The sequence below is a fragment of the Fulvivirga lutimaris genome (genome assembly GCF_009711525.1).
Taxonomy (GTDB): domain Bacteria; phylum Bacteroidota; class Bacteroidia; order Cytophagales; family Cyclobacteriaceae; genus Fulvivirga; species Fulvivirga lutimaris.
The window spans coordinates 59,183-83,486 of the sequence record NZ_SMLV01000435.1 but is presented as its reverse complement, the minus strand read 5'-3'; the positions used below and the strand labels follow the sequence as shown (position 1 = coordinate 83,486).

The following is a 24,304-nucleotide window of genomic DNA, read 5'->3' as shown; positions in this document are numbered from 1 at the left end:
TTTGCCATTGGGGTGTCAAGTTATTATGAGTCAGTTTCAGAAGATACTCAGAAATTAAAAAATAAAGTAAGGCTAGAGCTGGAGCTGCGCAAGCGAAGATTAAATCATTTCACCGAAACAGTTGCAATAGACCTTGACCTTCTTGCTACTAGTGATGAACTAATTAGACAGCTGGAGTTATATCAGAAGCTGGGATCGGTAGATTATGATTTGGTAAGAACATTTAGCTCACTTGACACTATACCCACTGGCTATGAGGATTACATGCATATAAAGGAGTCTTTTGCAGAATGGTGTGAATCGGTTCTGGAATTTGGGTTTTACGATGTTTTTCTTGTTAATACTGCTGGGGATATCATATTCACTGTAATGGAGGAAGAGGATTTTGGAACTAATCTCATTCGTGGTCCATTTGCTAAATCTGGTATTGGAGAAGTTTTTAGAGATATTAAAGATAAAAACAAGATAGTTTGTTTCAGTTCTTTTGAGCAATATGCACCTAGTGACAATCAGCATGCCTCATTCATAGGGGTTCCCATTCATAGTAAGAACACTTTCAATGAATTAAAAGGGGTTTTGATAATTCAAGTCCCTCTGAGTAAACTCGTTGAGGTATTAGGTCCGAAAAGTGGGCTGGTAAAGGATGACTTACAGATATTTTCAGGAAAAATGATTCATTCAGAACCAAAATATATCACACCTGTTGAAGGCGAAGGCGAACTGCTTCTTGACAGTGTTATGATGGACTATGCAGGTGTTAATGATTTGAAGGTAAAGGCCACATTAACAATCAATAAAAATATTGAGGTGTCACTTTTATATCCAATTGCACTGGGCTGCCTTATTGCTTTATTAATAGTGTATGTTGGGTTATTATCGAAAAAAATAGTTTTAAAATTGAGAGGGGCTGAGTTAAGTACCTCTGACATATTTATTGTTCAAAATACATGGAACTCAGTGGCAAACAATCCTAAAAAACTAGGCCAGGATTTTTATACAGTTCTTGTTAATTCAGACCCAGAACTTAAGGTAATATTCTCCCGGGTGGATATGAATACACTGCCCGGTAAGTTGGTCACTATAATGTCACTAATTGTAAATAATGCCGATAGGCTCGATATTATTAAAACTCAGATTAAAGACCTTGCAGCAATGCATGTGAGATTGGGTATAAAGCCAAATAACGTTAAGCCTTTTATGGATGGGTTGCTTAAAACAGTTGAAATGCAATATGATGGTGAGTTTGAGAGTACAAGACTAAAATTGGCGTGGGAAAATGTTCTGCACGCGGTATCCAGCATTTTTATTGAAGAGCTGGAAAATGAATTTAAAAAAGTGTTATAGTAATTTTAAACTAGTTGGCTCAAGCTCACTTCTTAGTTTTAATATAAACCAGCTTGATTTTAGCCTTGTCGGTGATACGCTCATCTATCTCAAAATATTTATTCAGTGATTTGATAAAGGGAGTCAGTTTATCAAAACCGAAATTTCGAGGGTCAAAATCTGGCTTTTTCTTGTTAATCAGATTGCCCACATCACCTAAAAATGCCCAGCCATCATCTTCTGCTATGTCATTAACTGTCGAGGAGATTAAAGAGATGGTCTGTTTATCAACCTGAGTAGGTGTCGCCTTTTCAGTAGTCTTATTTTTAGATGAAGCTGATTCTTCAGTTTTAGCTCCATTCTTACTCTTTAGTATTTCCAGATAGATAAACTTGTCGCAAGCCACAATGAACGGATTAGGTGTTTTACGCTCTCCAAAGCCAAACACTTTCATGCCAGATTCGCGTAACCTTACCGCCAGGCGTGTGAAATCACTATCACTGGATACAATACAAAAACCATCTACCTTACCGGTATACAAAATGTCCATGGCATCAATGATGAGTGCGGCATCAGTAGAGTTTTTACCTTGTGTGTAGCCATACTGCTGAATAGGCGTTATTGCATTTTCGAGCAGCACATTTTTCCAGCCCGCTAAATTCGGCTTCGTCCAGTCACCATAAATCCTCTTGAAAGTAGGTATACCATATTTGGCTATTTCTTCCATCATGCCCTTTACATTGGCATATGGCACATTATCAGCATCAATAACTACAGCCAGCTTCAAGTCCTTTTTATCTTCCATGATTCATTTATTACCTAATAGTTCGCGTTTAGACTAATGTATTGAATTAATGGCGGTTTAAAGCGCAGATGGTCTAAAAATGTCCTGAAATGCAAAACGAACGTCATTGCGGAAATTTTATTCAGAGCTTATTCTAATCTGAATAAAATTATCCACAATCTCCTTTTCTGAGCTATGGGATTCTGGATAAATATTGGCCTTTTAGAACTTAGGCCAATATTTTCCGGAATGACAGATGGTTGTGATTCTCCGAATGATTAAAAGCCTGTATTATACCTTTTCAACTCCAATTCTTTTACTCCAAAACATCAACCCAATACCAAAAGCAATCATAAACAGGCTTAATGTCTGCCCCATATTCAACCATAAGCTTCCTTCAAAGGCCATCTGATCCTCTTTAATAAACTCAATGAAGAACCGTTGAACAAAAATGAGTGTGAAACCAAGTGCGAAAAGGAAGCCTTTGCGTTCTTGCCATTTCTTGGATTTCCACATCTTGTATAAAATGAGTGAAATCAATAGATAGAAAATGGCCTCATATAGCTGGGCGGGATGCCTAGGCACCAAATCTATTCTGCTAAACACAAATGCCCATGGCAGTTGAGTAGGAGTTCCTAATATTTCTGAATTCATCAAGTTGCCTAAGCGTATGAAACCACCTAGTAAAGGTCCTACAATGACTAACCTGTCAAGGATCCAAAGAAAGTCTTTTTTGTATTTTCTAGTATAGATATACAGCGCGCACAAACCACCTAATACTCCACCATGACTAGCCAGTCCGGCCAGTCCGGTGAAGTGAAAACTAGGTTTTAAACTTATAGGCAATATCTCAATCGGGTTGTGCCAATAGTAAACTGGATCGTAAAAAAGTATGTGCCCAAATCGTGCCCCAATGATAATGCCCAGGATCAAATAAAGAACCAGTTTATCAAGGTCGGCAATGGCAAGTCCCTCTTTTTTGTAGATATGTTGCATCACCTGAATGGCAACTAGAATACCTATTGCCCAAAACAGTCCGTACCATCTAAAATATTCGAAATCAGAAAATATCTGAGGGTCAATATCCCAATGTATAAAGGCCATCATCCGCCCTGACAGCAAGTGGTTAAGATAATAAACATAGAAGCATTCAAGACCAGTCTGGGCAGCCTTCGGTTGCTACAACGCTCATGCTGTTCTATGATTTCAAGAATAACTCGATCGTTTAGGCTGTCCAGGGTGTTTGAAAAAACAAACCTCTTCCAGGTCGATTTTAGATTATTTAAATTCATGATGCGCTCTTTTAAATTTCAACTTTAGTTCGGCCTTTACCCTGTTTAATCGGGTGCTGACATTAGTTGTTGTTATACTTAGCATTGTAGCAATTTCTTTATTCTTATAACCTTCCAGATATAGAATGACAACTGCTTTGTCTACCTCCTTAAGTGTCTGGATGATAGCTTTGAGAAGCTCTAAATCGTCATCTGCAAGGTAAGTGAAATTAGTGTGTTCGCTTATAGGTTCAGTAAAGACTTTTCTTTTGTCACTTCTAGCTTTAGTGAGTAGCGTATTGAGGCTCACTTTGTAAACCCAGGTTGTAATTTTAGACTCACCCCGGAAGGTATCATAGGATTTCCAAAGCTGAAGGATTACATCCTGAAATGCGTCTTTTTGATCTTCATCATCAGGATAAAAGGCCTTGCAAACACTTTTAATAATGCCCTGATTACTATTGGCTAAATGTATAAAATCTTGCTTTGAAATTGACACCAGGTTTTTGTCTTTATTTCATTAGTATCAATTTTAACTCTTTTGTCACAAACAGGATGAAGTTTTTTATGGTCCGATAGTTTCGAGCGAGAAAGGATGCTCTACAAGGAATTAACTCCTCAGGTTATTTTTCTTTTTGATCAGGTAGTTTTTTTCCATCTCATTGGAGCAATGCTCGATAGCCTGATCAAGAGCGGTAGCAGCCGAATCAAGTTCTCCTTTCTTAGTATAATACTCTGCAAAGGCACCGTGAATGAGATGTTTACGATGAGGCATTTTCTCAATATCAACTTTATCTAATAGAGACTTTGCTTCTTTTAGCTTATCAACTTGCATAAGCGCTATCGCCTTAGAAAGGATAAAATTTGTAGAGGGCATCAACTTGTACATTTCATCATACAAATCGATTATTCTAGTCCAATTTGTATTTTCAAACTTGATGGCTCTGACATGTTCTGCAGCAATAGCTGCCTCCAGGTGGTATAAAGAATAGTCATCATACTCATTGGCTTTATTTAGCGCATCATTCCCCAAGATGATTAATGGTAAATGCCATTTGGAGCGATCCTGATTTTTAAGATCTATTATCTCATTGGACTCAATTTTGGCCTCCAGGCGTGAAGCATGAAAACAAAGCAGCGCAAAGAGGGCATATAAACTTCCTGTTCTAAAGTTTTCCTTTATCAGCAATAGCTTGCATAACCGTAAGGCCTCACCACATAGGTCTTTGTTGATCAATTGATCTTTCTTTGTGGACTGAAAACCTTCATTGAAAATTAAATAGATGATCTGTAGAACTGACGAGATTCGCGATTGAATTTCATTAGGGTGCGGGTAGGCGAGAGTGATGTTGGACTCCTGGATTTTTTTGCGCGCTCTTGCCAGACGCTTTTTTATGGTTTCTTCTTTCTGTAATAGTGCCGCAGCTATTTCCTTTAAAGAAAACCCCGATATGGTCTTAAGTGCAAATGCTATCTGCTCATCGGTGGAGAAAATGGGGTGGCATGCTACAAAGATCATTCGCAGCTGGCTGTCTTCTACTTCATGAGCTAAGAAGTAATCGTTAATTTCCAGTGCAACAGCACCATTAATGATATTGTCATGCCTTTCTTTTTGGGCATTAATTTGCCTTAATAAATCTACTGTACGGTTTTTGGCTGCCTGAGTGAGCCACGCTTCTGGATTGTCCGGCTGGTTATTTCTCCATTTTAATGCTGCTTGCAAAAAGGTGTCTTGAATGGCATCTTCTATCAACGACAGGTTAGTTAGGCCAAAGATTTTAGACAAAATAGCGACCATCTTTCCATACTGATGTCTGAAAAGATGGTCGACATTACTATTTTGACTACTGCTGGTCAAACTTTACTATTTCTCTAATTTCAACTGTTCCGTTCAAATCGAAATCAGGGTAGTCTTGCGCTACTTTGGCTGCTTCTTCATAACTATCAACAGCCACAGTATAGTAGCCACCAACAAGCTCTTTACTTTCTGCAAAAGGCCCATCAGATTCAATTCTATCCGGTCCTGAAATAGTTTTTCCAGTGGCATGCAGCGCTTCACCACCACGCAATATACCTTGCTCTTTCATCTTGTCGCCCCATGCAAACCATTTGCCCATGCGCTCTTGTAGTTCTTGCGGTGACAGACCCAATTCTTCATAGCTGGGACCTATAAAAATCATCATAAATTCTTTCATTGTATTTTGTATTAAGAGTTTTCTAAACTATTGAATTCTAAAGCTTTATCAATCCAGAAATCGAGATCTGATTCGCTATCAAATCCCTCTGGAGCAATAAAAAGGAAACCGCGCATTACTTTGCCTGTGAAGTCCATGGCTTTACTTCCGTTTTTGAAAATTAGTTTGTCATGGGCTGTTTTCCCAACTCTCACCATAAGTCGGTCAAGGTTGGTTTTCTTGTCAATATCGAGACCAACACACATTTTGTGATTGACCATGAATATCAAACCACCCATCATCTTCTTTTCATCCGTAAGATTCGCCTTTTTGAGGCGCTGTCTTATTCGGTCTGCCTGATGTTCACTGTAAGCCATATCTAAATTTAAATATAGTAAAAGAAATGCTGCGGTTATTTGGTATCCGAGCTAACTAGTTTCTAGAGTGAAAGGCAACTCTATTTCCTTCGCTGTCTATAAAATGAGCCATAAATCCGTTCGGACCTAGAGAGGTTTTAGGTACGATCACCTTGCCACCTGCTTTTTCAACTTTTGAAAGGGGAGTGGTAAGATCATCACCACCATTAAGGTAAATGACTGCACCTTTATCAGATGGCTCATATCCTGGGCCGAAAGCTATGCCACCTCCGATGCCATTTTCCCAATCGGCTGGAAAGAACGCCATTGTCATTCCCATCTCTTCCATAGTTTGGGTTTCAAATTTGGCGTCAAGCACGTCTTCGTAAAATGATTTTGCTCTGTTGAAATCTTTGGCTGGAATTTCGAACCAGTTAACCGCATTTTTCATGATTTTGGTATTTAGGGTTTTACATTATTTGACCCTATGACGATACCGGTTTACTGTTTGGGGACAACTTTTTAAAATTATTTTAAAATAATGAAGATCATGCTTCTGAAAGCTGGCTTTCCACCCATCTGTTAATCTGCTTTTCTAATATCTTAAGTGGTAAAGCACCATATCTAAGTACCTCATCATGGTATTCTCTAATATCAAACTTATCACCCAATTTAGCTCTGGCTTCTTCGCGCAACCTGATAATGGTTTGCTCACCTACTTTGTAGCTCACCGCCTGACCTGGAGTAACCATGTAGCGCTCAATGCGCTGCTCAGCTACAAACGCAGTTACTGGCTGATTGTCTAAGATGTATTGGATAGCCTGTTCTCTTGTCCATCCTTTGTGATGCATACCGGCATCAACCACACAACGTACTGCACGCTCCATGTCGTTGCTAAGTCTTCCCAGGTATTGATAGGGGTCAGTAAACATCCCCAACTGCAATCCCAGGGTTTCAGCGTACAGTGCCCAGCCCTCACCATAGGCACTCATCCAATATGACTTCCTAAATTCAGGTATATCAGCTTCCTGCTGTAGTGCTATCTGATAATGATGGCCTGGTATCGCCTCATGAATAAATAGAGTTTCCATATCAATGTAATTGTAGGCTTTAGGGTCTCTCACCGTTTCATAGAAAATCCCGGGGCGCTTTCCATCGCGTGATGGAGGGTTATACTGAGCATTAGCACCAGCTTCTCTAAACTTTTCTGTCGCACGAACTTCAAAACCAGCTTCAGGAACCAGGTTGAACATTTTCTTTAATTCCGGCTCCATTTTACTCTCAAATGAGCGATAGCGGTCTAATACCTCTTCTTCAGTATCAAAAGGAAAAAATTTAGGATCAGTTTTTACATAATTAAAGAAGGCCTTTAGGTCGCCTTCAAAACCTGTCGATTCCTTAAGAGAATCCATTTCGTTTCGTATTCTAGCTACTTCTCTAATACCCAGATCAAAGATTTGATCGGGTGTCATATCTAATGTGGTATAGAAGTTTAACCAATACTGATACTCTTCTTTGCCGTTGCTATTATCGAGTAGACCTGTAGTTTCTCTGGCATTGGGAATGTACTGGTTCTCAATAAAGTCATTCAGTTTTTTATAGGCAGGCTGAAGTACAGTTGCAATGGCAGCAGTATAATCCTGCTTTAGTTTTATAACTGTAGCACTATCTAAATCTTCAGGCAAAGTTTCTAATGGCCGATAGAAAATGCTTTCTTCCGGAGCAGTTTCAAATAAAGGTTTTAGCTGCGCTGGCACTTTTACCATAGAGGCTTTAGGCACTTTGTCGTTTAGTTCCAGTCCGGTGGTCATGTTATTAATAGACTGATCTACCCATTGGCTGAAATACTCCATGCGGCTCATGAAGTTTCTATAGTCTTGCTCTGTTTTAAAAGGCACATACGATGCTCCAACAGCTACAGTAGCAAAGTTTTGAGGGAAGCTGAACACGAATTGATCAACCGGGCGGTTGAGGCCATGGCCATTACTCAATTGCTCATTTTCCATACTGAGTTTATATGACAGTAACTCAATGCTCAGCTTTTCAGTATCGGTAAGTGGTTCTGTATTTATGGTAGCCAGTGTGTCCAGATATTTTTTATTTAATGAAAGCTGCCGTTCGATATATTCAGAGGATATGTTAATTGCAAGCCTGTCATTATAATCATGTACACCGTTGCTTGTGGCCAATAATGGATTCAGCTCATATAATTCAGCTGCATATTGGTCAAGGATTGGATCTAGTTCTACCTTGGTAGCAGTATCTTCATTTGTTTGGGTAGAACACGAGAAGAGTAGAGCCACTAAGCTCCAGTTGAGGAGGCTTCTGATTTTCATAGTTTCGGGTTTGATTTCTTTCAATATACAACCAATTATTTGAAATACTTTAATGGTTTGTATTGGGGTCCTTTAAGGTGCAATCACTCTCTCTAGCTAGATATAGAAAAGCAAGTAAATCTGATAGTAGCTTACAATTCCTCCTTTTTTAAAGGGGAATTTGTACTATATTCTACTAGACATAGAAAAACAAATAAAGCTGATAGCAGCTAATAAAGCCCATGAAAATGACCAAAGTGAGTTTTGTATCAAGCGTTTTAAATCGATATTGAAATAAGAAGAGAATGAGAAATGTAAGTGGTATCAATACCCAAAAAACGATATAAACATTATAAACCTGTCTGACTTGATAGTGCCTGCCATTTACCACAAAACCAGCTTTTAATGGCTTATCAAACATTAGTGTAGATCGAACTTTAGCCTTTTGGCCTACCATTATATTTTCTGACGTTCCTTTATCGACTGTCAGCATGTAATCATCAAAACCTATTATATCGTATGTGGGGGACGCTCTTCTGACCTTGCCAGTTTTCATATCGAAGGTTGGCGACTTATAAGTTACTGTTTGGTCAGAATCGTGATAGGGCAGTGAAATATCTACAATCAGCAGCAAGTTAAAAGCAATAAGGCCAATGGCATATTTTCTGAACAGGTTAAATATTTTTTTGATCAGCACACGCTGCAGTTGAGCCTCTTGCCTGGCTCTTTGTCTCGCCCTGGCCTTCGCTTTTTCCCGCCACAGGTCATATTCATTGACTTCCGGATTATAGTCATAAGCCACCGTCTCCTGATGCGGTCTTGGACCCACCTGACTAAGAAAAGTGTAAGCCTCCGTTAGTTCTATAAACTTCTGGTGAGCCTCAGGGCTCTTGTTAAGGTCAGGGTGATATACTTTTGAAAGCCTTCTGTACGCTTTTTTTATATCATTTTTGGTTGCTCCCGGCTGGAGCTCTAAAATAGTGAGGTAGTAATTACTCATTTAAATATTTAATGCCATTAATATTAAGTCAAAAAAATGATAGCTAATCCTTAGGGTTAAATAAAACATCTTTTGCTGGCATATTGAGTTGTTTGAAGAACTCGCGTGGGGCTAGGCCAGTTATTTTTTTGCATTCTTTAATAAAATGAGATTGATCGTGATACCCATAGTCATACGCACTTTTGAAATTCATTTTTTCATTTCCATGAATTTCTTCTGACACGGATTGAAAGCGTATTATAGACCAGAGTTTTTTTGGTGTCATATTTAAGTTTTTTGATATTAACCGCTCCAAAGTTTTTACTGTAATATGCAATCTGCTGGCTACCTGACTTGTTCTAATCAGACTATTATCATAATGTTCGAACAGTTGAAACAGGGCACTCAACCTTTCGTCTTTTTCGGCAGTCTCTATCAATGCTGAAATAGATTCATCTAAAAAAGGCGTATTTATTTCAGAGGCTACGGTCAGAAATTTAGAGTCAAGTGTAGCGATAAATTCATTTAAAAAATCAATTTTAAATCTCGATAAAGGTTGTTGTTGGAGCAACTGGTTGAATGTTGAACAGCACAATACGGGCAGCCTAAATTTTATATTAAAGATTTCCAGATTTCCAGGAATGATATATAACGCTGTGGAATTAAGAATGGGGAAATAACCGAAAGACTCAGACTCAATCAGTTTTTTTGCGTCATAGTCCCAGTAGCTAAATGTCCCTTTTTTGATCAAATAAAAATCTAACCTGCCATTAGGCACCGTTTTAAAATAGGTTGGTTTGTCTGTTTTGAAATATTGATAGTGATCAACATAAGATGATAGCTCTAAACGGTCAGATGGGGACTGTATTAATTTCACAATGTCGAAAATTTACAATTTTTACCTTTTGCGATTGTGCTTTTTTGCTAAAAAGAGAATTATGAAGAAGTTTTTTACAGTTTTGGCGGTGTTGTGTACTGCGCTAACGATGAGTTATGCTCAGGATAATATTTCAGTAGGTGAAATTAATGGCACTTCTAATTTTTTGACTTTAAAAGATCATAAGGTCTATTACGAAGTGTTTGGTCAGGGCGATCCACTTCTCATTCTTCACGGTAATGGTGGTAGCACCAAGGGCAAACACAGGTTACTATCAAAACTTACCGATAAATATCAGGTAATATTAATGGACAACAGGTGCCATGGACAGAGTGGCTGCCCTGAAGGTGAATTAACCTATTTGAAAATGGCTGATGATACAAATGCTTTGATGCAACACCTGGGTCATGAAAAGTATTACATCTGGGGACATAGTGACGGAGGTATAGTGAGCTTGATTCTTGGTTATAAATATCCTGCCCAGATTGACCGTATGCTGGTAACTGGAGCGAACATTAGACCTGATACCACGGCCCTGCAAAATCGTTTGGTTGAGCTTATGGGTATATATCCTCAGATTCCAGACCCAATGATGAGCAAGCACATCGAGTTAATGGTAAAGCATCCAAACATCCCTATTTCTAAAATTAAAGAAATTAATGTGCCTGTATTGTTAATGGTGGGTGATAGAGATGCAGTAAAACTTGAGCATACAGTGGAAATTTTCAAGGCGCTGCCAAAAGCCAATTTATGTATCATGCCGGGCACAACACACTTCATTGATAGCGAAAAACCAGACCAATTGATTTATTGGCTGAATGAATTTAAAAAACCGTTCAAAGCACCTTCAACAGTCGCCATCATGGAAGAGTATGCAAAATCTTTGTCAGGCCACTAAATAAGAGATTCAACTTTGACTATTTGCTACGAATGAAATTCTGAAGACCATATTCCTCACTAAGTTCCTGCATCTTTTTTGAGAATGCCTTTTGGTAAAAAGCCGGCATTTGAAAGCCATTTTTGAAATAGCCCTGATATTTACTTTCCAGTTCAGAGTAATGCTTCCTAATAGCATTCATCACCAAAGTCTTGCTATCAGCTTTTTCATTGCCATGCAAAGTGATGGTAGCAGGAAGCACATAGTCAACGTTACTTTCCTTGAAGGTTGAGAAAAATCGGTGCAGCGATTCGGTGGTGTCTGAGATAAATGGGAGCAAGGGCATAAGACTCACACCTGTCAAAAAACCTTCTTTTACAGTCTTGTTAAGTGCCTTAAGTCTATTTGCAGGACAGGTAGCCCCTTTTTCAAAGATGCTAGCTACTGCTTCGTCCAGCGTGGAGAAGGAGAAAGAAACAATGACTCCATTCTTGAGCCGGGGTTTTAAATCAGAAGGCAGGATGGCCGTTTTATTGATCTGATGCAACAAGTCATAATCTCTGGTGATTAAGTCAGACTTGGTGATGATATGAACAGGAAACTTATGTTTGGCAATAACCTCCAGCGCTTGTCTGGTCAGCTGATATTTTTCTTCGATCTGGAGGTAAGGGTCAGTGGCAGATGATAATACTATAATGCCATACTGCTCTTTTTTAGCTCTATTAAAAAGCTGCCGATCTAGTATTTCAATGGCATTGGTTTTTACGGATAGGCTGTCTTCCAAATTTTCACCATACTTGCTGCCTCTGATATAGCAGTAAAGGCAGTTGAAAGAGCAGCTACTATACATATTAATGGTGTAGTCATCCAGAAACCAACTGTCTCTTTTCCTGGTTTTGTTCAGTACCGATTTAACCTCAATTTCCCTTGGCATACCTGTTTCTGTCTAAGCCAATTTTTATTTTGGTTCTAAACCAACCCTCTACTTTATCGGTGTTCTCTATTTCTGATTTGTATTGTTCAATTAAGTCGGGGTGAAACTTTGCCGTGGTTTTGGCCGCCCAACCAACACCCTGCTTTATTTCTTTGTCTTTGGTGTTAGCCATGGAGAGTAATAACTTAAATACTATAGCCACATGAGCCTTTTCAAGGCCTTTTTTGATGGCATAATGAGCACCAGCGCCTAAAGACCTTACCACCCAGTTGGCTTCATGTTTAGATAACCGCTTTATTTCCGGAATGGTAATTTCCGGCTGATGTCTGAGAGAATATCCATAAACCCGTTCGCCAATAATATCGCAGATATACCAAATATGTGCTTTGGCAATATATTCGGTAGCCTTATCTATAGATTCCCTGAAATGATCAGGCAGTCGCTTTTGTAGGATGATGCCTAAAATAACATTACCACCTATGGTTTTCAGTGGCTCCACTTTATCACAAAAAGAGATGAGATCTTCCGTAGGTAGATGGTCAAAGAGAAATGCTGCACAGTATTCTAAAAGCGGGAATTTAATTTTATTAGTGAGAATAAGATCATTGAACAGCGCAACGCATGCATCTAAACCTTCAGCATTATAGGTTGATATACATCTTTCAAGTAAAGGCGTGAGTTCAGATTTTTTGGTGATGGATTTCAAGACTATTCTTTTAATTGACAAATTCAATCTTATTAACCAAATTTAATTAATCAGAATATTAACAGAATGCTAACATTTGGCTTGTTGGTAGTTATAAGTGCATTCTTTTCGGCCTGTCAGAACGGAGCCGAAGAAATGGCGTTTGCCGATGGATACTCGTGCTGACTTGATCTTTTTCTACCCCATTATTAATCTTTAAACCTGATTGAATTAAGAAAATAGCTACGCTTTAAAATAGACGTAAAATGTAGTACCCTTATCTACTTCACTTTCGACCTCTATCATCCCACCCATAGCAACTACTTGTGTCTTTACTAAATATAGACCCAAGCCCTTACCTTCAACATGTGAATGAAATCGACTGTACAAGGTGAATAATTTCTCTCTGAATAAGTCCAGGTCAATACCCAACCCATTGTCTTTAACCATTAGCCTAATAAAGCCATCAGCTTTTTTCGTAGTGATTTGAATTTTTGGAGTTCGATTTGGGTGACGATATTTTATGGCGTTGCCTATTAAATTAATTAATATGCTGTCGAAATAGGGGCGTATGGCATTGACAATTTTGGCATTACTAAAATCCACATTGATTTTAGTCTCTGTTTCCTTTAATTCATTTTCAAGGTTAACCAGTATTAGTTTTAATTCCTCTTCTAAATCAATCGGAGTAATAACCGATGAATTGTTCTTATTAATTTCTAAAATGGTATTCAAATCTTTGACCACACGATCTAATTCACGCGTTGAAGAAATCAAATTTTCATGAATATATGACCTGTTTTCAGCGCTTTCATTATCAAATTCTAATAGCTGACCCAAACCCAGTATTCTTGCCACAGGAGCCCTCAGGTTATGTGATGATATAAAGGCAAATTGCTCCAGTTGTTGATTGTATTTCACCAATTCTTCGGTTCGTTTTTCAACGTCCTTTTCAAGATTTTCATTTTGTAATTTGATTTCCTTATGCTGCTTCTCAATAATTCTTTTTGCTTTTTCGAGTTGTTTATTCTGTTCAGTTAGCTTATCACGCTGCTGCACAATTTCATCCTGACTCTGCTGCAACTCTTCATTTTGTGTCACCACTTCATCATGCATCAATTTTAATTTTTCATTTTGATTTGATACGATCTGATTACTCCTAATAAGCTCCTCGGATTGAGCATGTATCTCTTGCTGCTTCTCAGAAAGAACTTTATTTAACTCTTGAAGTGATGAGTTTGATTCTGATAATTCTTCAGCCTGTGTTTGTATTTCTTCGTTACGTTCTTGCAATTCTTTGCTCAGCGCAGCCTTCTTGCGGAAATAGGTAAATAATGTAAAAGCGAGAATGCTTAATAATAACAATCCAATGACGGTGGCAGCAATTAAAAACCGTTGCTTTTGAATTAAACTGTTTTGAATAAATAGCTGGTCTTCCTTTACCTGTTTATCCTTATTTAATAATTCAATTTCCTGATTTTTCATTTCAATCTCATAAATATTCCTCAGGCTTAGAATGCGGTTGGTAATGGCTGCTGAATTGACAGAATCCTTTAACTCATCATATAGCAATGTGTACTGAAGTGCTTCATTCAACTGCCTTTGTTCAATGAGTAAGTCTCTTTGTTTTTGATAGATATAGATTAATATGTTTCCGGCCTTTATTGATTTGGCAGTCTCTTCAGCTTTATCAAGATAATACTTGGCGTTTTTATAATCTTTCAATTTCATATAAAGACTTCCAACCCCTTTGCTTGACCAGCAAACACCATAGTAATCAAGCACTTCCTCTGACATGATCAGGCTTTCTTCTTGCAATTCCAATGCCTTTTGTATCTGTCCAAAATCCTCGTATATCTCTCCCATATTACTTAATGTGGAGCTTATATCTTGTTTATTTCCCAGTGTTGTTCGAATAGCAAGAGCATTCTCAAAATTGATCAAAGCTTCTTTTTGCTTATTCTCAGCCTGCAAAAGAAGCCCCTTTAAATTGTAGGCATTTCCCTCTTCTTCTGTGAAATTGTTGTTTTTTGCTTCCAATAAGGCTTGATCAGTAAATTCATGGGCCAGGGAAGATTGGAGTATTCGGTAATAATTTCTGCTAATGATAAGTTGTGCTCTTACTTTCTCTCTGGCATATTCATTTTCTACAGCAATCTGCAAGGCTTCAAGACCATTTTTCAGGCTAAGATCATAATAATCAAGCGTCTCCAATGTCTCAGAAAAATCCAGCAGAAATTTCACGTATTGCTGGATATCATCATTATTCAAATGATACTGCTTGACATCCTCTATGAATACAAGGGCCTCATTAAAGCTTGATTGGTTTAGAAGGATAATAGCTTTATGATATTTTATGTCCTTCCAAAGTGTTGTGAAGTTCTCAGAAATGTTTAGTGCTTCGGCCTTTTTTAAATACTCATGTGCAGTGTTTGCGTTAGACCTTTTGATATACCACTTCGACAGCTGAACATATACATCTGCGAGCAAAAACTTATCTTCCAATTCCTCCCGAATATGTAAAGTTAGCAGTAGATAAGATAACTCCAGTTTTGGTTTTGAAATTAGACCATAATATTGACTCATCTGTAGATACAGAATTGAAAACTGTATTGAGCTTGTACTGTCTTTTAAAGCCGTATAAGATTTATCATACCAATATTTCGCTGAGTCATTAAGACCTAAATTCAGATAAATAGTTCCTGCCTGTAATAGCGCATAGCCTTCTACTCCATATTCCTGAATTTCATGACCAAGTTCAGCGCCTTTTAATAACAGCTTAATACCAGCTTCTTTGTTACCGTTAAGGTTTTCATACACCCCTTTATAGGTATATGCTTCAGCCAGACCTTTGATATAGTTTTCTTTTTCAGACAGCGATATGGCCTCTTCTAAAGATGGTTTTGACAGCTCAAAATCACCTAGAGTTTGACGGAAGGCTAATGCATTGATGGCATCTATTTTTTCTTTTCCTGTAGTATTAAGGACACGTTGCTCAAGACTATATAAGGGGTTACTTTGTGAATGACTAACATAAGATGAAAAGGATAGAATAAAGGAAAATAAGATGCCTAAAATCTTCATACAGACAGAGCAATTTTTACTGAACAGTTTATGTGGTCAAGATAGGAAATTTTCATGATTGACACTAAGATTATATTGAGGCCTTAATCAGCCTATTATGATTGTGCGTTGTTGTAGTAATGAGTCCTCAAAATCCCACTACCAACTTTTAATGTCAGCCAGATTTTCATAACTTATAAAAAATATTGCTGCTTATGAAAACCAGTTTTGAACTCAATGGTAAAAATGTATCTGTTGATACACCAGAAGATGCCACATTACTTTGGACATTAAGAGAACGGCTAAAGCTTACAGGTACCAAGTTTGGATGCGGTATAGCTGCTTGTGGAGCCTGCACGGTGCATTTGGATGGTACTGCGGTGCGATCTTGTTCTATGCCTATGGCTGCAGTAGCGGGTAAACAAGTTACAACCATTGAAGGCCTGAGTGAAAATAATGATCATCCTTTGCAGGTGGCTTTTCAAGATGAGCAGGTGCCCCAGTGCGGCTACTGCCAGTCAGGGCAGATCATGCAGGCAGCAACATTACTGACATCCAATTCAAGCCCATCAAGAGAAGAAATTGTAAGTCACATGAATGGCAACTTGTGCCGGTGCGGTACCTATAACAGGATCATTAAGGCAATAACTAAAGCAGCAGAGGAGGGTCAGTCATGATGAAGAATAAACAAAGAGGAATGTCAAGGCGCCAGTTTCTGGCCACAACAGGAGGTGCTACCTTTTTTATTGGTGGCTACTGTCTATTGCCTGGCTGCACAACTGATAGTGGGGCAGAGGCAAAGGAAGTGCTTAAAAAGGAAGTGAATGTTTGGGTGAAGCTGGCTTCTGATAATCAGGTGATCATTTATACGCCTGCTGCGGAGATGGGTCAGGGGTCTATGACTTCAGTACCTTTGATTTTAGCAGAAGAAATGGATGCCGACTGGAGCAAAGTAAAAATATTGAGCAGTCCTGTAGAAGCGGAGACTTATGGTGTGGGCTGGTATCCCGGAGGAAATAAAAATATGACTACTGCTGGTAGCCGCACAATCAGAAGCTATTACCAGTTGATGCGTGAAACAGGGGCACAAATAAGGGCAAGCCTCTTACAAAATGCTGCTGAAAAATGGCAGGTGAGTGTTGAGGAATTAACTACCAAACCAGGCTTTGTTATTCATGAAGCCTCAGACAGCAGCATGAGTTTTGGTGAAATTGCTGAATTTGGAAATTTTGAGTCTCTGCCCGATATGGCTGGTGTTAAGTTGAAAGATCCCAAAGATTTTAAACTTGTAGGTAAGGTGCTGCCTCGCTATGACATCCCTTCAAAAACTAACGGGTCTGCTACCTATGGTATGGATGTTCATTTGCCTGGAATGCTCTATGGCTTCATCAGCCGATCGCCTGTTCACGGTGCTAAACCTGAGCTCACCAATGAGGAAGAAATCAAAAATATGGACGGTGTGGTTTCCATTGTAACATTAGATCATGGTGTTGGGGTGGTTTGCCAATCTGTAGAAGCTGGACTCAAAGCCAAACGACAAATGAAGATCAACTGGGGTGAAAGTCTGATGCAATCTCACAACAGTGAGGAAGATATGAATGCCTACACCACAGACGGTGCTAGTGAAACTAAGCATGAAGGAGATGTAGCAGGTGCTTTAAAAAATGTAGCCAAAGTGCATGAAGCTATATTCACCAATAAGTATGTCTATCATGCGCAGATGGAACCGCTCAATGCGGTAGTATCGGTTGCTGCAGACAAACAAAGTGCAGAGGTATGGATTGGCTCGCAGGCACCGGATGGTGCAAAAAGTGCTGTAGCTCAGACCCTGGGCATTGACGAAAATAAAATAACTGTCAATCAGCTCTTTTTGGGGGGAGGCTTTGGCCGTAGAACGCTACCCGGCTATGCTGCTGAGTGTGCTGCTTTAGCTAAAAGTGTTGACAAGCCAGTGAAGTTGATTTGGAAGCGCGAAGATGATGTGAGCTATGGCGCCTTCAGGCCTCAGGTAAAGCACTTCTTTAAGGCCGGACTGGATAAAGATGGAAAAATTATTTCGTGGGATCATACTGCTGTGGGGCCGGGTGGAGGTCTCTCCAATGGTGGCGCCAGCGTTGCGCATTATGATATTCCGAATGTGCGGTTTATGAGAAAAGATGTAGATCATGGCATCCGTACCAAACACTGGCGTGCAGTTGGTCATGGACCACATAAATATGCCGTTGAAACCTTTATCGATCAGCTGGCGAGAGCTAATAATAAAGACCCTTACCTGTACCGATTGGAAATGATGCAGAGTAATGAACGTGTCAGAAAGGTGCTGGAGCGTGCTGCTGAAATGTCCAATTGGGACCCAACACCAAAAGATGGTAGGGCCATGGGTATTGCTTTTGCCGACAGGGATTCATTTTCATGCGGAGTGGCCGAGATTTCGCTCAATCGTGATACTGGTGTTATCAGAGTACATAAATATTGGTGCGCTGTAGATGCCGGTGTGATTGTTCAGCCTGATAATGCTGTGGCGCAGGTGGAAGGTGCTGTGAATATGGGCATATCCAGCACGCTTAAGGAGCAAATTGATGTTAAAGACGGCAAGGTGGTACAATCTAATTTTCATGATTACCCGATCTTACGGATGTCAGAAGCGCCTGAGTCTATTGAAGTGGCTTTGATAGATTCTGATGAGTCCCCAGAAGGCATTGGTGAAGCAGGCTTGCCTGCTGTAGGTGGTGCCATTGCTTCGGCCTTTGCAGCATTGACGGGTAAACATTTATATGATATGCCTTTTACACCTGATAAGGTACTGGCGGTTTTGAATAGTTAGCGTAGCCTACTGTCAATTGTAATTAACTGTCATTCTGAACTTGATTCAGAATCTCTACTGCTCTTATTAAGATTCCAAATCGTGTTTTGAATGACAAACAATACACCCTCCTTACCTCCCTCAAGGGAGGAATTCTTCGCGAGATAATATCCACTTGAGGGGATTATAGGGGTGTTCTTAAATTGCACGTCACTTCGAAATGGAGCGTAGCGCAATGAGAAGTCTCCCCATCGCGATGAGGGGATTTCTCCCTCCGGTCGAAATGACGTTAAGCTAAAAAGGTACCGAAATGATATTAAATATCCTCCCCAATCAAACTCAAAGTCTTATCCAAAGCCTCGGCTTCATCTACTTTATAATGTGGCACAACACCTACACCCTCCCAGTTGGTTTGGGTAATGGGATTAATGGCCCGACCTTCAGGAATGATAGCGACAACACCTTCCGGGAGATTATAAAAGTTGACCGGGTGAGCACCGCCACCCGTAGTTTCGCCTACCAGCGTAGCACGCTTTAGATTAAGGAGATTATAGCAAAACTCTTCTCCTGCAGAAAAGGTGAAATCACTGGTTAAAATATAGACCGGCAGCTGGTCAATTCTTGACCCTTCTACCTCCTTTAAAGTATAATAGTCCGTTTTCACATCTCTATTGCGGTAGTAGAGGGAATTGAGGTGCACCGCTTCATCTTCAGGGAAAAGATAGCTTGACAACAACCTCACCGCCTCTGGTGAGCCGCCTCCGTTATTTCTCAGATCGAAGATTACCGCTTTGGTGGAGGCCAGCTTTTCCATTTTTTCTGCCAGCATATCTCTATAGCTGCCATTGGGGTTGCTAAACCCCGTTAACTCCAGATAGCCGATGTTGCCCTCCAGTATTTCCACCTCTCCAACACCATTGGGCAGGCTCTTGATTTCCCGGCCCGCAAACTTACTGGGTGCCGTCCGCCTGTTACCATATCGTATGCGCAGGTGTTTGTCATTGGCCACAGCCCGCAGGTCTTCATGCAAAGCCTCGGCAAGATCTTCCTTTTCAAGGTTATTATATTTTCCTTCTTCCAGTTTGGCCAGCAGCATGTCGTGCATGGCATTGGCTTCCTTCTCGAAAACATAGTTTTGCTTCAGGTCCCGGGCCAGCTCAGTGACCAGAGCTTCATGCTGGGGTTTTTGGGCCTGACAGCCTAATATGCTGCAAGCTAAAATAAGTACGGTGTAGAGTTGCTTCATGCTCCCTCGTACGGCCACTCTTATTGTGAGGTTGGCAGAAGCATGTTAAAGGTTGTTAAATAGGGGAGGAGTGGTGGGTGTGAGGAAAAAATACAACCTACTAAGAAAATCTACCTCTAAAAAATGGTCATAGTTTTCTAGCTCGATTTATTAAACCCATATCTGGATTGTTTTTTTTAAAAATATGTTTGGCTCTGCATTTTTGTGCTAAAATCTCAATTGTTCGTCTTTCGTTATTTTCTGTGGCTCTGTAATCTTTGTTAAAGTTTAGAGTTATTAAAACATCTGACAGGTAAAATGAATTTTTGTCTAGGCTAACAATGTAATCATCAATTGTTTTTTGCCACATATTTGGCCTTTCAGCAATTATTAGAAGCATTAATTCATGCTTGATGAGGCTATTGGATTCATTCACTGCTCTATCTATAAGCAAGGGCCCCATTTTGCTAGAAAAAAGATCATCTTTAAAGAATCTCACAACGTTTGTAGGAATTGCGAGTAATACCGCTTTTCTTTTTTCTGTAGAATCTGATATATTAAAATCGTCTTCATCAAGTTCAAATTTTGCACCCTCAAAAGCAACATTTCCTCTGTCGGCAAGCAGAGGATGAAGTACAATCAAAAGTTTGTTTAACTCACTCCAAGACTGAATGATTTTATCTAGAACTTCTTTCTTTAAATCAATAGAAACAAAATCACTATTTCGTAATGCCCGAGCTGTGGCGGATATTTGTCTCATTAATACTAAAAAGGAATAATCTCGCAGCACTGAATTAATTACTTGATTATACGGTCTGATTTGATCGTATTGCTTATCAGCATATTGATCTTTTACCTCGTCAGGAAGCCCTGAGGTTATTACATTATCTTTAATTTTCTCATGTTCTTTTTCCATTGCAGGAATATCAGGGTTCCATGTGATGGATTTAAAAGGGTTAATATTGTCGGGAATATTCACTTTGCTACGAACTGTTAACAGGGTTTTATCCAGATCCTTATTTAGCACTATCAATGCATCGTCTTTGTTTCTATCAATTCCTGTATAAAACTCAATAATCTCAGGGAAGTCAACATATCTTTTATTGTCATAAACATCCTGAATGAATGTTTTGCTCAAATTCATTCTTTGTGCGATAAAGAAGAAAACCCAATAAGTATTTTTAAAATATAGGTATTTGGAAGATGTAAGTCCTAATATTGAATTATCCAAAAGGACACGCAACAAGTAGTCGAGGTCCAAATCAATTAAGTTGGCTTTACAGAAGTCTTTAAGCTTTGATTTGATGTATTCCTCAGAAAAGTAGAAGTCATTATTAATAATTAATAGTTCACATAGATACCCTAGTACAAAAGAACAGTCTTTAACGTCAGGTTTTTTATCGTGAAAAGTAGGTATTTCATACTCTTCAAAAATTGTATTCAAGATTGTCTCCAACAGTTTTGTTCTATTTATTGGGTTATATTCTGATCCGATTTTATAAGATGCTCTTAATATTGAGATACAATTCTTAGGTGTCCTATGCATATTCAATATTTCAAGGTCTTTCGAGACCTTGTCTAGCATTATATTATGATCTTCTGCAATTTCTTTGCTCTTAGTGTATGATGTTACAATTTTCCGAAGTTCTGTTTGTCGTAATGGTAGTAGGTAGTATGAAATAAATTTACGGGTAATCTCAACTTTATCATCTTCTTCTGACTTAAGGAAGAAATTATTGTCAAGTGTGTTGAATATTATGATTGGTATTTCAGGAAACTCATCGCAAACATTTTTGACCATTTGCATAACACCAAGTTCATCAAAGCAAACAGAATCGAGTAAGATGCAATTCATTTGATCAACTTTCGAAAAATAATAATTCTCAATAGCGCGCTTAATATCTTTAACAACTTTGTGTTTTTTTGTCTTTTTAGAATCAAGATAAATGAATTTTTTACCTGATTTCCAAGCTTCTAGTTTTAGGTAATGAGCTAAAGAAGTTAGACCAAATTCAGACGGGGCTTTAATAATAATATTCTTAGGTTCATCGACAATTGATTGCAATTCAATCTTATTATCAAAATTTCTAGTAGGGTCGCTGGGAACCTCTTTTTTAGAACTTATTATTGGATCGATCCAAACTGGTGTTTTTTCGTTATATGTCTTTAGGGATTCTGATAAATCATCTTCTAAATGTTTTAGTATGATGTCAATTTCTTTGATTTTTTTATCGGCATCCTCTATTTCTGTATTCTCTTTAGTAAAAAGTTCAAGAACTCCAGTCAAAAGCTCCGAGAAGTGTTCAGTGCCACTAAATTCTTTGTAAAGACCGAGTTTTGAAACCTTATCTTTAAAAGCTTTAACTTTTTGATATTGCTCGAAATCAAATTGTTCGGGGTCAACTTTTTCCTTTCCGAAGAAGAATAAAATTTTTGGAATTAAGTCATCCGATTTTTCCTTTTTATAAATTGCGTCTAGGAATTCATGTTCTGTTCCGCTGCCAGCCTTCTTTGTTGGTTGGCCGTAACGGTTTTTCATTATTCCTATAAATACATCATAGTTTGACTTATTGATGTATTCATCAATAATTTCTTGCCCATTCTTACCCATATCAGGTAGGACATCATATTCCCACATGAATGTTTCAAATCCTATTCCAAAGTGTTTTGCAAAGCTTGAACTTATGTCTTCAATTACCTTAACACATGTATCCCGTTCAGCTTTACAATCACCCGGAGAGGATATAAAACACTTGAATATTTTTCTAGTTTCCATTTAATTAAGTTTTTAAAAGTTTTTAGACAAACGGATCTGTGGTGGGTGATAAGGTGAAGCATTAAGAGGTAAGGTAGTAAATACTCTATTATTACCATTCTGTAAATTCTGAATTAAATAAACATTTGCCTTCCCAAATACACTGAGGGCAATATATGGCTTTTGGAACTAGGTCATTTCACCTAACACATTGAGTAGAAACACCTAATCGGCTCTATTATGTTTATTGCTGTTGTTTGAGGTAGGTGAGTAGCTCGGTGGTTTGGTCTAGTACATTTTGCTTTTCTCTAAGGAAGGATCGTAATAGCGCTTTCTGAAAAGTGAAAATTCCTCTAAAGGCTTTGGCCATTTCATTTTTGTTTACATCCTGCCAGGTCACTTTGTCCAGATTACCTTCAATCACACTCCATGTAGAACCACTAGAGTATTTTGAAGCATAAGTATTGAACAAATCGGCATAAGCCTCCATCTGGTTATCAATAACTTCAAAGGACTTACTTTTTGCTGTTTTTAGCACCAAAAACCCCTGAATTATGTCCTGATCAAAAAGGTTGATATTGCCTGTAGACATGAGTATATCTATAATGTCGGTGCTCATGTTGTTCATTTGTATGAAGCTGGGGTGATACTCATAGCGTGCTATTTTTATGATAGTGTCCAGTGAGGTGCTGGGTTTCTTGAGTCTTACTTCAATGGCTTCAAGCTCATTGAGCCTTTCCTGATAGTAGGTGAGTTGTTGTTGCAAATCAGTAGAATCTTGCACAAGGTTCTTTATTAAAGAGTTTTGATAAGACTGCTTCAGTTCTTTTTTCTTTTTATCCTCCTGAAAATCATCGATTTGTACCGCTATTAAAATGCCTATAACAACTAGTAAAATCTCGCCAATGGCATACAGAACATATCGGGAGGCCTTGTTTTCACCTAAAAGTTTTTTCCTGATATTCCGAAGATAAAAAAGCATTGGTTTAAAAATTGAGTAGGGTTGTAGTGTTTAATTAGTTGAATTTAATGAATTAGCCTAATGTATTGAAAATATCCCGAATGATGAAAAACTAAAAAGCATCGTCACTTCGAAGGAGGCACGACTGAGAAGTCTCCTATTCGCTAAGGGAAAAAATTGTTGCCAATGGGGAGACCTCTCACCCTAAAGGGGTTCGAGGTGACGGTAATAAATAAGTATCGTCACTTCGAAGGAGGTACGACTGAGAAGTCTCCTAATTGTTGAAAGAGACCTGATTCTTCATTGTTATCAATAAGGAGACCTCTCACCCTAAAGGGACTCAAGGTGACGATAAACTAAAAAGTATCGTCACTTCGAAATATAGCGCAGCGAATCCGATAGCCATCGGAAAAGAAGTCTCCTAATCGTGATAAGGGGATTTCTCCCTGCGGTTCGAAATGACGTTACTAAAGAGGGGATTCCAACCTAAAGAGATTCGAGGTGACTTATTCCAAAGAATCAAACAGATCGACACCTTGTGGGTTCAATGCATTAATAAGGGCTAGCTTCTTTTCTCTTCTATATACTTTTATTTGTTTCTCTCTCATAATGGCTTCCTCAATTGAATGAAACGATTCCCAATAAACTAGCTTATTGATGTTGTATTTTGAAGTAAAGCTTTTCGGGTAAACCTTCATTTTATGCTCCTGGACTCGAGCAATAAGGTTAGAGGTAACACCTGTATAGAATACCGTATGATGTTGGTTGGTCATGATGTATACTGCACCTCCTCTTTCCATTCTTGAATATAAATATTTATCGTCACTTCGAAGGAGGTACTACTGAGAAGTCTCCTAGTTCTAATGGGGAGACCTCTCTCCGCCAACTGGCGGATTCGAGGTGACGTTGGGCTAAGGAGATC

The 24,304-nt window shown here is 38.8% G+C and carries 21 protein-coding genes; 4 read left to right on the top strand and 17 right to left on the bottom strand.

Annotation, left to right across the window (positions count from 1 at the left end):
• A partial coding sequence (locus E1140_RS20670; RefSeq protein ID WP_221412738.1) for a globin domain-containing protein occupies positions 1-1,344 on the top strand: 1,344 nt, incomplete at its 5' end.
• A 25-nt stretch (positions 1,345-1,369) separates the two neighbouring features.
• Here E1140_RS20670 and E1140_RS20665 read toward each other — a convergent pair.
• The 10 genes from E1140_RS20665 to E1140_RS22070 form a co-directional block, all read right to left on the bottom strand.
• The gene (locus E1140_RS20665) at positions 1,370-2,128 is read right to left on the bottom strand and encodes an NYN domain-containing protein (RefSeq protein ID WP_155188603.1); all 759 of its coding nucleotides are present in this window, start codon (positions 2,126-2,128) and stop codon (positions 1,370-1,372) included.
• A 270-nt stretch (positions 2,129-2,398) separates the two neighbouring features.
• Complete coding sequence (gene lgt / locus E1140_RS20660) at positions 2,399-3,229, bottom strand: prolipoprotein diacylglyceryl transferase (RefSeq protein ID WP_221412737.1); 831 nt, start codon at positions 3,227-3,229, stop codon at positions 2,399-2,401.
• Between the two features lie 156 nt (positions 3,230-3,385).
• Positions 3,386-3,877: a sigma-70 family RNA polymerase sigma factor gene (locus E1140_RS20655; RefSeq protein ID WP_185153705.1), complete on the bottom strand. Its 492-nt coding sequence runs from the start codon at positions 3,875-3,877 to the stop codon at positions 3,386-3,388.
• A 111-nt stretch (positions 3,878-3,988) separates the two neighbouring features.
• Entirely contained in the window at positions 3,989-5,236 is a 1,248-nt protein-coding gene (locus tag E1140_RS20650; RefSeq protein ID WP_221412736.1) for an RNA polymerase sigma factor, read from the bottom strand.
• Positions 5,223-5,573: a YciI family protein gene (locus E1140_RS20645; protein ID WP_155188599.1), complete on the bottom strand. Its 351-nt coding sequence runs from the start codon at positions 5,571-5,573 to the stop codon at positions 5,223-5,225. Before E1140_RS20645 ends, E1140_RS20650 begins: the two co-directional genes overlap by 14 nt.
• Positions 5,574-5,584: 11 nt before the next feature.
• On the bottom strand, positions 5,585-5,929 hold the full coding sequence (locus tag E1140_RS20640; protein ID WP_155188597.1) for a TfoX/Sxy family protein: 345 nt from the start codon (positions 5,927-5,929) through the stop codon (positions 5,585-5,587).
• Between the two features lie 55 nt (positions 5,930-5,984).
• Positions 5,985-6,359, bottom strand: coding sequence for a VOC family protein (locus E1140_RS20635; protein WP_155188595.1), 375 nt, complete (start codon positions 6,357-6,359; stop codon positions 5,985-5,987).
• Positions 6,360-6,456: 97 nt separating this feature from the next.
• A complete protein-coding gene (locus E1140_RS20630; protein WP_155188592.1) occupies positions 6,457-8,244 on the bottom strand; it encodes a DUF885 domain-containing protein in 1,788 nt (595 codons plus the stop codon).
• 175 nt (positions 8,245-8,419) lie between these two features.
• On the bottom strand, positions 8,420-9,223 hold the full coding sequence (locus E1140_RS21970; protein WP_155188590.1) for a J domain-containing protein: 804 nt from the start codon (positions 9,221-9,223) through the stop codon (positions 8,420-8,422).
• 43 nt (positions 9,224-9,266) lie between these two features.
• Positions 9,267-10,079 (bottom strand): helix-turn-helix domain-containing protein, encoded by an 813-nt coding sequence (locus tag E1140_RS22070; protein ID WP_155188588.1) that lies wholly within the window; start codon positions 10,077-10,079, stop codon positions 9,267-9,269.
• A 61-nt stretch (positions 10,080-10,140) separates the two neighbouring features.
• On the opposite strand from E1140_RS22070, the gene E1140_RS20615 reads away from it, so the two are divergent.
• Positions 10,141-10,977: an alpha/beta fold hydrolase gene (locus tag E1140_RS20615; protein WP_185153704.1), complete on the top strand. Its 837-nt coding sequence runs from the start codon at positions 10,141-10,143 to the stop codon at positions 10,975-10,977.
• A gap of 19 nt (positions 10,978-10,996) precedes the next feature.
• Here the strand turns inward: E1140_RS20615 and E1140_RS20610 are convergent, their stop codons facing one another.
• From E1140_RS20610 to E1140_RS20600, 3 genes are all read right to left on the bottom strand, one after another.
• Positions 10,997-11,890 carry an SPL family radical SAM protein gene (locus tag E1140_RS20610; protein ID WP_155188584.1) on the bottom strand — a complete coding sequence of 298 codons (894 nt, stop codon included), beginning with the start codon at positions 11,888-11,890 and terminating at the stop codon, positions 10,997-10,999.
• A complete protein-coding gene (locus tag E1140_RS20605) occupies positions 11,874-12,596 on the bottom strand; it encodes a DNA alkylation repair protein (protein ID WP_185153703.1) in 723 nt (240 codons plus the stop codon). The genes E1140_RS20610 and E1140_RS20605 overlap by 17 nt, the downstream gene beginning before the upstream one ends.
• Before the next feature lie 222 nt (positions 12,597-12,818).
• The gene (locus E1140_RS20600) at positions 12,819-15,659 is read right to left on the bottom strand and encodes a tetratricopeptide repeat-containing sensor histidine kinase (protein WP_155188580.1); all 2,841 of its coding nucleotides are present in this window, start codon (positions 15,657-15,659) and stop codon (positions 12,819-12,821) included.
• A 194-nt stretch (positions 15,660-15,853) separates the two neighbouring features.
• On the opposite strand from E1140_RS20600, the gene E1140_RS20595 reads away from it, so the two are divergent.
• Complete coding sequence (locus E1140_RS20595; protein ID WP_155188578.1) at positions 15,854-16,315, top strand: (2Fe-2S)-binding protein; 462 nt, start codon at positions 15,854-15,856, stop codon at positions 16,313-16,315.
• On the top strand, positions 16,312-18,462 hold the full coding sequence (locus E1140_RS20590; RefSeq protein WP_221412735.1) for a xanthine dehydrogenase family protein molybdopterin-binding subunit: 2,151 nt from the start codon (positions 16,312-16,314) through the stop codon (positions 18,460-18,462). The genes E1140_RS20595 and E1140_RS20590 overlap by 4 nt, the downstream gene beginning before the upstream one ends.
• A 295-nt stretch (positions 18,463-18,757) precedes the next feature.
• Here the strand turns inward: E1140_RS20590 and E1140_RS20585 are convergent, their stop codons facing one another.
• The 4 genes from E1140_RS20585 to E1140_RS20570 all read right to left on the bottom strand — a co-directional run bounded on the left by E1140_RS20585 (position 18,758) and on the right by E1140_RS20570 (position 24,182).
• On the bottom strand, positions 18,758-19,687 hold the full coding sequence (locus E1140_RS20585; protein WP_155188574.1) for a S41 family peptidase: 930 nt from the start codon (positions 19,685-19,687) through the stop codon (positions 18,758-18,760).
• A gap of 127 nt (positions 19,688-19,814) precedes the next feature.
• A complete protein-coding gene (locus E1140_RS20580; protein WP_155188572.1) occupies positions 19,815-22,442 on the bottom strand; it encodes a DUF4062 domain-containing protein in 2,628 nt (875 codons plus the stop codon).
• Between the two features lie 223 nt (positions 22,443-22,665).
• The gene (locus tag E1140_RS20575; RefSeq protein WP_155188569.1) at positions 22,666-23,403 is read right to left on the bottom strand and encodes a DUF6090 family protein; all 738 of its coding nucleotides are present in this window, start codon (positions 23,401-23,403) and stop codon (positions 22,666-22,668) included.
• A 485-nt stretch (positions 23,404-23,888) separates the two neighbouring features.
• The gene (locus E1140_RS20570) at positions 23,889-24,182 is read right to left on the bottom strand and encodes a GIY-YIG nuclease family protein (protein WP_155188567.1); all 294 of its coding nucleotides are present in this window, start codon (positions 24,180-24,182) and stop codon (positions 23,889-23,891) included.
• Between the last annotated feature and the right edge of the window lie 122 nt (positions 24,183-24,304).